9 protein-coding genes are annotated in these 10,332 nt (G+C 73.7%); 3 read left to right on the plus strand and 6 right to left on the minus strand.

All coding sequences use genetic code 11. The features are described from left to right. The first annotated feature begins 28 nt into the window (after positions 1-28). Positions 29-862, plus strand: coding sequence for a class I SAM-dependent DNA methyltransferase (locus tag ACFWEJ_RS07735; RefSeq protein ID WP_377228616.1), 834 nt, complete (start codon positions 29-31; stop codon positions 860-862). 57 nt (positions 863-919) lie between these two features. On the opposite strand, the gene ACFWEJ_RS07740 is transcribed toward ACFWEJ_RS07735, so the two are convergent. The 6 genes from ACFWEJ_RS07740 to ACFWEJ_RS07765 all read right to left on the minus strand — a co-directional run bounded on the left by ACFWEJ_RS07740 (position 920) and on the right by ACFWEJ_RS07765 (position 7,825). Further along, positions 920-2,374 (minus strand): sugar transferase, encoded by a 1,455-nt coding sequence (locus ACFWEJ_RS07740; protein ID WP_377228617.1) that lies wholly within the window; start codon positions 2,372-2,374, stop codon positions 920-922. Positions 2,375-2,789: 415 nt separating this feature from the next. After that, positions 2,790-3,422, minus strand: coding sequence for an acyltransferase (locus ACFWEJ_RS07745; protein ID WP_377228618.1), 633 nt, complete (start codon positions 3,420-3,422; stop codon positions 2,790-2,792). Positions 3,423-3,438: 16 nt separating this feature from the next. Next, complete coding sequence (locus ACFWEJ_RS07750) at positions 3,439-3,732, minus strand: acyl carrier protein (RefSeq protein WP_377228619.1); 294 nt, start codon at positions 3,730-3,732, stop codon at positions 3,439-3,441. A gap of 135 nt (positions 3,733-3,867) precedes the next feature. Continuing rightward, positions 3,868-5,112 carry a pyridoxal-dependent decarboxylase, exosortase A system-associated gene (locus ACFWEJ_RS07755; RefSeq protein WP_377228620.1) on the minus strand — a complete coding sequence of 415 codons (1,245 nt, stop codon included), beginning with the start codon at positions 5,110-5,112 and terminating at the stop codon, positions 3,868-3,870. Further along, a complete protein-coding gene (locus ACFWEJ_RS07760; protein WP_377228621.1) occupies positions 5,109-6,710 on the minus strand; it encodes an acyl-CoA ligase (AMP-forming), exosortase A system-associated in 1,602 nt (533 codons plus the stop codon). The genes ACFWEJ_RS07755 and ACFWEJ_RS07760 overlap by 4 nt, the downstream gene beginning before the upstream one ends. 248 nt (positions 6,711-6,958) lie before the next feature. Then, a complete protein-coding gene (locus tag ACFWEJ_RS07765) occupies positions 6,959-7,825 on the minus strand; it encodes a hypothetical protein (RefSeq protein WP_377228622.1) in 867 nt (288 codons plus the stop codon). A gap of 117 nt (positions 7,826-7,942) precedes the next feature. On the opposite strand from ACFWEJ_RS07765, the gene ACFWEJ_RS07770 reads away from it, so the two are divergent. Together ACFWEJ_RS07770 and ACFWEJ_RS07775 are read left to right on the plus strand one after the other, a co-directional pair. Further along, positions 7,943-9,205 (plus strand): glycosyltransferase family 4 protein, encoded by a 1,263-nt coding sequence (locus ACFWEJ_RS07770; protein WP_377228623.1) that lies wholly within the window; start codon positions 7,943-7,945, stop codon positions 9,203-9,205. Between the two features lie 32 nt (positions 9,206-9,237). Further along, complete coding sequence (locus tag ACFWEJ_RS07775; RefSeq protein WP_377228624.1) at positions 9,238-10,218, plus strand: hypothetical protein; 981 nt, start codon at positions 9,238-9,240, stop codon at positions 10,216-10,218. Positions 10,219-10,332 lie beyond the last annotated feature (114 nt).

Consider the following 10,332-nt stretch of genomic DNA (forward strand, 5'->3'; position numbering starts at 1 on the left):
CACCGGCGCCGGGCATAGCGTCGGGCGCGTGACCGACGACGCGCACCCCGCCCCGAGCACCGCAGGCAACCTCGCCCACCGCCCCGGCGACGACCCGGGCGACGGCCAGTTCCCCGAGAGCGTGGCCGTGGACTACGACGGTCCGGGCGGCGCGAACGACCCGGCGGTCGTGACGCCCGCCGTCGACCTGCTGGAGGAGCTCGCGGCCGGCGGCCCCGTGCTGGAGCTGGCGGTCGGCACCGGGCGTGTCGCGGCCCCGCTGGCCGCGCGCGGCGTGCGGGTGGGCGGCATCGAGCTGAGCCGCGCCATGGCCGCGCGGATCGCCGGCAAGCCCGGCGGGGACGCCGTGGGCGTCACCGTCGGCGACATGACCACCACCCGGTTCGACGGGTTCGACGGCGCCGTCCGGCCGGGTGACTTCTCCCTGGCCTACCTGGTCTTCAACACGATCAGCAACGTGACCACGCAGGACGGGCAGGTCGACGTCTTCGTCAACGCCGCGGCGCACCTGCGGCCCGGCGGACTGTTCCTGATCGAGGTGGGCGTGCCGGGCCTGCGCCGTCTGCCGCCCGGCCAGGACACGGTCCCGTTCACCGTCGCGCCCGCGGCAGGGGACAGCGGCTACGTGGGCTTCGACCGGTACGACGTCGCCACCCAGCTCTTCACGTCCAACCACGTGACCGTGCGGCCGGACGGCACCGGGCAGTTCCGCGCGGTGCCGTTCCGGTACGCCTGGCCCGCCGAGATGGACCTCATGGCGCGGATCGCCGGCCTGCGGCTCCGGCACCGCTGGGCCGGCTGGGACCGGTCGCCGTTCACCGCCGACTCCGAGAAGCACGTCTCGGTGTGGGAGAAGGCCTGACCGGGAGAGGGCGGGCGGACCGGGCCGGGTAGGGCGGCCGGGCCCGCCCGCCCGGCCTCAGTAGGCCCCGCGGCCCGAGACCACGGCGCGGGCCGTCTGCCCGAGGATCGCCAGGTCCTGCATCGGCGTCCAGTTCTCGGCGTAGTAGACGTCGAGGCGGACCGCCTCCTCCCAGGGCAGGTCGGACCGGCCGGAGACCTGCCACATGCCCGTCATCCCGGGCTTGACCAGCAGCCGGCGCCGCATGCGCTCCTCGTACGCCGCGACCTCGTGCGGCAGGGCCGGCCGGGGGCCCACCAAGCTCATGTGGCCGACGAGCACGTTGAGGAGCTGGGGCAGCTCGTCGAGCGAGTACCGGCGCAGCACCCGGCCCACGCGGGTGATGCGGGGGTCGGTGCGCATCTTGAACAGCGGGCCGGCGCCGTCGTTCCCCGCGGTCAGGGCCTTGACCTCGCGGTCGGCGCCCACGCGCATGGTGCGGAACTTGAACATCCGGAAGATCTTGCCGTCGCGCCCCACGCGCTCCGACAGGTAGAACAGGGGGCCCTTGCTGGTCAGCGCGACGGCCAGCCCCACGCCGAGCAGCACCGGCGACACCAGCACCGTGATCGCGGCGGCGAGCAGCCAGTCGATGCACTGTTTCACGCGGAACTTGTGCCCCCGGAAGCGGGGCGCGGCCACGTGCAGGAGCGAGAGGCCCGACGCCGGGGAGACGCTGAGGCGGGCCGCCGAGACGTCGGCGAGCTCCGTGGTGAGCATGAGGTCGACGCCGACCCGTTCGAGCTGCCAGCCGAGCCGGCGGACCAGGTCCGTGGTGATGCTGCCGGACGCGCTCACCGCCACGGCGCTCGCGCGGACCAGGGCCGCGGCCTCGCCGACGCGGGACAGGTCGCCGAGCACGGGCACGCCGCCCACCTCGTCGCCGGGCAGGCCGTCGCGCGGCGGCGTCTCGCCGGGGGCCGTCTCGCCCGCCGGCGTCTCGTCGGACGGCAGGCAGGCGCCCACCACCACGAAGCCCTTGTGCGGCGCGCCGTTGAGCCGGCGGATCACCTGCTCGGCCTGCTCGCGGTGCCCGACGACGAGCACGGGCGTCATGCAGCCCGTCCCGCGCCGCCGGGTGCGCGCCACCCACTGCCGCCAGGCGTAGCGGGAGCCGATCAGCCCGGCGAGGCCGAGCGGCAGCACCACGGCCTGCGCGAGCACGTCCCGCGGCTCGACCGACCCGGTGAGCCAGGCGGCGACCACGAGCAGGCTCACGGCCGTGCAGGTGGCGCCGAAGATGCGCCGGTACTCCGTGTGGTCGCGGCCCACGACCCGCAGGTCGTAGGAGCTGCGCGCGGCCACCGCGCCGATCCAGACCACCGCCACCAGGGCCGACACGGCGAGGGACCGGAGCGGTCCGGGGTGCCCGGGGGAGCCGGACAGCAGGGTCGCGTCGAGCACCGACGCGAGGATCACCGAGGCGAGGACGACGGCCGTGTCCGTGTAGCGCAGCCGTGCGCGATATCGCACCTGCCACTGCGGGTGAGCGCGCCGCGCGCGAACGTCGTGAAAACCGCGCGACGCTGCATTCTTCACCCTTTTCTCGGTGACCTGCGGGCGAATTTCGAAACCGCCACCTATCGTCTGGCTCGCCACGTCGATTCCTTCCTTCCCTCTGGCCAGGAATGAGTTTTGGGGCGCAGTCGATCGCGAGGCGTCGACGCGCCCTGGTGGAGCCGGGGGGTGGTGGTCCGGGCCTTGCAACAGCAGCCTCGGGGCGTTGTGTGTGCCCGGTTCTCGTTGCTATTTCTTGGTCACGATAATATGAGGGTCGCTGTATTCTGTCGTGCTCCAGGTGCCATTTTCCGGGGCCTTCACCCGTCAGTTCACCCTTTTCGATGGAAAGGTGAGACGGCGGGCTGGAAAAGAAATAACCGAGGGTCGTTCAGTGCCGAAAAGACGCGTTCGACGGCGCCTCGCGCAGCACACCGTCCGACTCGGTGAACTCGTCGCCGGTGACGGGACAGCGCCAGCCGTCCCCGGCGGTGCGCTCCAGCGGTACGCCGGCGCGGCCGACCCACCGGATGCGCCGGGCCGGCACCCCGGCGACGAGCGCGAAGTCCGGCACGTCGGCGGTCACGACGGCGCCCGCCGCGACGGTCGCCCACCGGCCGACGGTCACGGGCGCCACGCACACCGCCCGGGCGCCGATCGCGGCGCCGGTGCGGATCGTGACGCCGACGGCGTGCCAGTCGTCGGTGGTCTTGACGGTCCCGTCCGGGGTGATCGCCCGCGGGTACAGGTCGTTGGTCAGCACGGCGGCGGGACCGACGAAGACGCCGTCCTCCAGGACCGCCGGCTCGTAGACCAGGGCGTAGTTCTGCAGCTTGCAGCCGTCACCGATGCGGACGCCGGGCCCCACGTAGGCGCCCCGTCCCACGATGCAGCCGGACCCCACGACGGCGTCCTCGCGCACCTGGGCCAGGTGCCAGATGGTGGTGCCGGCGCCGACCGTGGCGCGCTCGTCGACGTCGGCCGAGTCCTGGACCCGGGCCGCCCCCTGCTCGTCGATGGTCATGGCATGTCCTTCCCCGTCACCGCGCCCGCGCGCCGACGAACGCGTGCAGGCTGCCCGCGGTCTCCAGCAGCCCGCCGGCGAGCTCGTCGTCGTCCACCGTGATGCCGAACCGGTCCTCGAGGGCGGTCACGAGCTCCAGGACGGCCAGCGAGTCGAGCTCGGGCAGGTCGCCGAAGAGGGGGGTGCCGGCGTCGAACGAGGCCACGCGGTCCTCGATCCCGAGCACCTTGCCGAGCACCTCGAGCACGTCGGAGAGGGACACCTCGCCGGTCGTGGTGCCCGCCGGGCCGTCTGTCACGTCGCTGCTCATCATGTCTCTCCTGTCAGGGGTTGGAACCGGCCGTCGGGCCAGGCGTCAGACTGTGTTCTTGGTGGTGTGAGGCTGCGGTTCCGCTGCGGGCGGGTGCCTCGTTCCTCGCCCCCCGCCCTTCGCTGCACCTCCGCCTCACACCAGAATTTCGGCGGGTGCCGGGTGGCCCAGGAAGGCGGTCGGGCTGGCGGTCAGGCCGTAGGCCCCCGCCTGGAGCACGACCACGAGGTCGTCCGGTTCGGCCCGGGGCAGGGGGACGTCGTCCGCCAGCAGGTCGAGCGGGGTGCAGAGGCAGCCGACGACGGTGGCCTGCTCGGTCTCGGCCGACGCCATCCGGTTGCCGACCAGCACCGGGTAGTTGCGCCGGATCACCTGCCCGAGGTTCCCCGATGCGGCGAGCTGGTGGTGCATGCCGCCGTCGACCACCAGGTAGGTGCGGCCGCGCGAGACCTTGCGGTCGATCACGCGGGTCACGTAGCTGCCCGCCTCGCCGACGAGGTAGCGGCCCAGCTCGATGTGCACGTCGGCGTCGGGCAGCGCCGGGGCGATCTGCCCGGCGACCACGGCCGCGAGGCTCTCGCCCACGCGGGCGAGGTCGACGGGCCGGTCCTTGGGGAAGTACGGGATGCCCAGGCCGCCGCCCAGGTTCACGTACCGCACCGGCCCGGGCGCGTGCTCGGCGAGCGCGACGATCAGGTCGGCCGTGGCGCGCTGCGCGCCGGCGATGAGTTCCGCGTCGAGGTTCTGGGACCCCGCGAAGACGTGGAACCCGGCCATCTCGACGCCGGTCGTGCCGAGGTACCGGAGCAGGTCGGGGACCTGCTCGGCGTCCACGCCGAACTGCTGCGGGCCGCCGGACATGCGCATCCCCGAGCCGCGCACGGCGAAGTCGGGGTTGACGCGGATCGCCACCCGGGGGACGACGCCGAGCGCCTCCCCGGCCGCCACGACTCGGCGCGCCTCGGTCTGCGACTCGAGCTCGACGAGCACGCCCGCCGCGACCGCCGAGCGGATCTCCTCCGGCGTCTTGCCGGGTCCCGCGAAGCTGATCCGGTGCGGGTCCGTCCCGGTGTCCAGGGCGGTGTGCATCTCGTGCGCGGAGGCGACGTCGAGCGCGTCGACCAGCCCGGCGAGGTGCTGCACGACGGCGGGCATCGGGTTGGCCTTGACGGCGTACCCGAGCCGCACCGCGTCGCCGAGCGCGGCCCGGACCTCGCCGACCCGGTCGGTGATGCGCCGGCGGTCGTACGCGAAGAACGGCGTGGACCCGACCCGGGCGGCCAGTCGCGACAGGGGCACCCCGCCCACGAGGATCTCGTCGCCCGAGACGGGCACGGCCGCCACGGCGGGGTGGGGCGCGACCAGCGGCTGCGCGGTCACCCGGCCACCTCCGCGACCAGCCCCGCACGGATCGCCGGGCGGTCCAGCTTGCCGTTGGGGTTGCGGGGGAACGCGGTGGCCACGTGGACCTCCGTCGGCACCATGAAGGTGGGCAGCGTCTGCCGCATCTCCTTGAGCAGCCGGTCGGTGTCGACCGGCTCCGGCGCCAGCACGGCGAGCGCGATGCGCTGCCCCAGCCGGGCGTCCGGCACGCCGATCGCGACCGCCTCGCGCACCAGGCCGGTGGCCAGCGCCGCCTCCTCCACCTCGGTGGGGCTCACGCGGTACCCGGAGGTCTTGATCATCTCGTCGGCGCGGCCCACGAAGTACAGGTAGCCGTCGGCGTCCCGCACCACGGTGTCGCCCGACCACACGGCGGGCTCCGGCACGGCGCGCCACGGCTCGTCGTACCCGGGCACGGGACGGAACCGCGCCGCCGTCCGCTCCGGGTCGTTCCAGTAGCCGAGCGCGACGAGGCTGCCGCGGTGCACCAGCTCGCCCGGTTCGTCGGGTTCACAGGGGGTGCCGTCCGGGCGCAGCACCAGGACCTCCGCGTTCGGGATGGCCCGCCCGATCGAGTCGGGGCGCGCGTCGACCTGCGCGGGGTCGAGGTAGGTGGACCGGAACGACTCGGTCAGCCCGTACATCAGGTACGGCGCGGCCGCGGGGAACAGCTCGCGCAGCTCGTGCAGCAGCGCGCCGGACATCCGCCCGCCGGTGTTGGCGAAGTAGCGCAGCGCGAATCGGGCGCCCGACGGCCACTCGACCGCCGCGAGCTGCGTCCACAGGGGCGGCACGCCGGTGATGCCGGTGACGCCGTACTTCTCGCACGCGGCGGTGACGTTCCGGGGGAGCAGGTAGTCGAGCAGCACCGCGTGGGCGCCGACGGCGAACGCGGTGGTGAGCTGGCTCAGGCCGGCGTCGAAGCTCAGCGGCAGCACCGCGAGCAGCACGTCGTCGGCCGTGTTGTGCAGGTAGCCGGAGACGCTGGTGGCGCCCACGACCAGGTTGCGGTGCGACAGGACGACGCCCTTCGGGGCACCGGTGCTGCCGGACGTGTACAGGATCGCCGCGATGTCGGTGTCGGGGCCGGACGCCGTGGGCTCGTCGGCCGGCGGCTCGCCGTCAGCCACCTGCGCGCCGTCGGTCCAGCGGTGCACCGTGAGCCCGGGCACGTGGGGCAGGTCGTCCGGCACGCCGCCGTCGGCCGGGTCGACGAGCAGCACCGTGGTCAGGCCGGTGTCGCCGAGGTGGTCGCGGACGGCGCTCAGCCGGCCGGCCGAGGTGACGAGCACCCGGGCGCCGGAGTCGCGCACGACGTGCGCGACCTGCCGGCCCTTGAGCAGCGGGTTGACGGGGACGAAGACGCCGCCGGCCACGGAGGTGCCCCAGAGGGCCTCGACCGTCTCGAACCGCTTCTCCAGGAAGACGGCCACCCGGTCGTGCCGCGCCACGCCGAGCCCGGTGAGCCGGGCCGCGGCCCGGCGCACGCCCTGCCACAGCCGCGCGTACGTCAGGGTCGCGTCCCGGGCCGACAGCGCGGGGGCGTCGGGCCGCAGGCGCGCCTGTTGCTCGAGATGCTGATGGATGGTCGTCACGAAGATCACGGTAAAGCGCTCGCGACGATTTTCGTCAGGTGGGTGACGGGTGAATAGGGCCGAAAAGCGGGTGAACCCAGAATGGGTGAAAAAAGGATCGCGGGGCGCCGGGCGGACGGCAGGCCCCGTCGTTTCGTATTAGGTGCGGAAGGTGAATTCCCGGGTGGATAACAGAACTCATCCGCGACCCGCCCGCCGGGGAATGGTGAATTACCTCCCGCGGCGGTGGTTTCACCTCGGTGGGGCGCTCACCACGGCACCTGGGTCAGCTCGCTGTAGAGGTAGCTGACCGACTCCGGCGGCTGGTCGGTGCGGCTCAGGTACATCGTCGGCCGCTGCGCGGACAGGGGCACGGAGTGCCACGGGCGGGGTCCGCTGACCCGGTGCTGCAGCAGGGTGAACGGCAGCCCGTGCGCGAGCAGGAGGTGCCGGTAGACGGCGGGTGCGGCGGTGCGGAACAGCTCGCGGTCGCTCACGTGCAGCACGGACGCGAACAGGCGCAGCCGCTTGCGCCGCACGCTGCGGAACACCACCCAGCACGGCCTGCCGTCGACGACCGCCACCACGTGCCGCGCGGCGGCGGAGTCGGCGTGGTCGCGGTAGGCGGCCAGGTCAGGGCCCGAAAGCACGGCCTCGATGTCGGCCCGGCCCGTCAGCAGGCGCACGCCCGGCGAGGGCAGCGGGAGGTTGACCACGAGCGCACCGGACGTGTCCAGGTGGTGGAACCCGAGCCGTTCGTTCAGGGGCACCACGGTGCCGCTGGGGGACAGGTCGGTGAGCTCGCGGTCGCGCTGGGCGAGCATGGCGCGCAGCAGCCGCAGCGAGTGGTGGCGGTACTCGTCGAGCACGCACCAGGCCGCGACGTTGCACACGGCACGTGGCCCCCCGGGGCCGTCCTGCTCCGAGTAGAGGGCCGCGTACACGCCCACGACCCGGCCCTCGGCCGTGAGCAGGAACCCGTGGTCGGGGTGGCTCGTGGTCCAGGTGGGACGCAGGGAGCGCGCCCACTGGCCCGGGGTGAGGGAACCGTCGAGATAAACGCTCAGGAATTCGCCCACACGCGGCAGGTCGTCCGTCGTGACGGGGGCGAGCTCGACATCTTTCGAATGTGCCACGTCGGCGAGTATGACCCCGGGAATGGGTGTCCGGTATTGCCTGGGGCGCATTTCTCACCCCTGTTCTCACCCGGCCCGGGGCTGCATTCGGCCTGCGGCAGCCGTCACTATCGGTGGGTGGCTGTCAACGAACCCGCCGGATCCTCTCGCGTGGCCAGCGTGCTGCTGGTGGCACCCGCGTGCGACGGCAACGACGTGGGCGAGTCCTGGCTCGCCCACCAGTGGGCGAGCCTGCTCTCCGAGCGGTTCGCGGTGACGCTGCTGTCCACGTACAAGAAGGGCCACGTGCCGCCGTCGCGGCAGCTTCCCGGCGTGCGCGTGGTCGAGTGGCCGGAGCCGCCGCTGGTGCACCGGGCGGAGCGGCTCAACAGCCTGCTCCAGCCGGCCTACGTGCCGTTCTACGTGCGGGCCCGGCGCTGGGTCCGCGGCCGCCTCGCGGCGGGCGAACGGTTCGACGTGGCGCACCAGCCGGCGCCCGTGGCGATGCGCTACCCGTGCCCCGTCGTCGGCCTCGGCATCCCCCTGGTGGTCGGACCGGTCGGCGGCAGCCTGGAGTCCCCGCCCGCTTTTGCCCGGGAGGAGGTGGTCCCGTGGTACCAGCGGCTGCGCGCGCTGGACCGGCTGCGGCTGCGGTACGACCCGCTCCTGCGCTCCACCTACGAGTCCGCCGACTGCGTGGTGGGCATCGCCCCCTACGTCCAGGAGGTCCTCGGCGACGTGCGGCTGCGGCGGTTCGAGACCCTCCGCGAGGTGGCCCTGCACGCGGTCCGGCCGCCGATCGACCGCAGGGGCCGCACCGGCCCGGTGCGGCTGCTGCACGTCGGCCGGCTGGTGCGGACCAAGGGCGCCCGCGACGTGATCCGCGCGATGGCCACGCTGCGCGACCTGCCGGTGGTGCTCGACGTCGTCGGGGACGGCAACGACCGTCAGGCGTGCGCCGACCTGGTGCAGGAGCTGGGCCTGGCGGACCGGGTGACGCTGCACGGGGCGGTGCCGCGCGCCGAGGTCGACGGCTTCTACGAGCGCGCCGACGTCTTCGTCTTCCCGAGCTACCGGGAGCCGGGCGGCGCCGTCGCGCTCGAGGCGATGTCGCACGGGCTGCCGCTCGTGGTGTGCGACCGCGGCGGCCCGGGCGCGAACGTGACCGACGCGTGCGCGTTCCGGCTGCCCGCCGACTCGCCGGCCCAGCTCGCCCGCGACGTCGCCGCCGCGGTGCGCCGCCTGGTCACCGAGCCGGACCTGCGGCTGCGGATGGGCGAGGCGGCCCGCGAGCACGCCGTCGCCGAGCACCTCTGGGACCGGCGGGTCGACCGGATGGTGGAGCTCTACGAGCAGGTCGCCGCGGCGCGGCCCGCGGCCGGGGCACAGGCCACCGGATGAGCGACGACGACCGGCATGCCAGGATGACTCGCATGGGCCGATCGTCCTGGTGGGTGCCGCTCCGATGGGTCGTCGGAGCGCTGGTCGCCGCCGCGCTGACCACGGTTGCCGTGTCCCAGAACGCGTCCCCCGACGACCCGGGCGCCTCCTCCGGCGGCACGGGGCAGGACGCCACGCCCACGCCGTCCGGCGAGCCCCCGGACCCCGTCGTGGAGGCCGCGGCGCTCACCTTCCCCACGCCCGAGACCGCCGGCCTGCCCGACGGGTGGACGCCGAAGCAGACCCACACCGGCGACCTCCGGATCAGCGAGCCGGGCACCGTGGTCAGCGACCTGCGGATCACGGACGGCACCATCTACGTCGACGCCCCGGACGTGACGCTGCGCCGCGTGCAGGCCGTCGGGTCCAAGGTCGTCAACGACGACACCCCCGTGTGCGGGTCCGGCCTGCTGGTCGAGCAGTCCGAGTTCGTCCGGAGCGACGTCCGGACCGGGGACGGCGACCGGCAGGTGATCGGCAACGGCGGGTTCACGGTGCGCGACGTGGTGATCGACGGCGTGCCCGAGGGCATCCGCGTGGGTGCCAAGCAGTGCGGCGACGTGGTCGTGGAGGACTCGTTCATCCGGGTGGTCCCGCCCGACGTCTGCACCGACTGGCACGGCGACGGCATCCAGGGCTACGGCGGCGGCAGCCTGACCGTCCGGAACACCCGGATCATCATGCGCGAGACCGCCGACTGCTACGGCACTGCGCCCTTCTTCTACCCGAGCGGCCAGGGCAACACGTCGCTGACCGTCGACGGGCTGCTGGTCGAGGGCGGCGGATACGCGTTCCGGGCCGGCACGGAGGGCAGCGTGCGCAACCTGCAGGTGGTGCAGGACACCTGGGGCTACGGACCCGTCGACGTGCTGTGCCCCGCCCTGACGGCCTGGCAGGCGCACACCGTGACGGCCGACAAGGAGGGCCGCACCACGCCCGTGGACCCGATCGAGTGCGGCGGCAGCGGCAACTGAGGGCTTTCGCAGGATCCCCTTCGAGGCCCGGCTGGAGGTCGAGGACCTCAAGGTCGCCTACGGCAAGATCGAAGCCGTCAAGGGCATCTCCTTCTCCGTCCACGCCGGGGAGAT

Origin of the sequence: Promicromonospora sp. NPDC060204, from assembly GCF_042728455.1 — a bacterium.
Classification (GTDB): domain Bacteria; phylum Actinomycetota; class Actinomycetes; order Actinomycetales; family Cellulomonadaceae; genus Promicromonospora.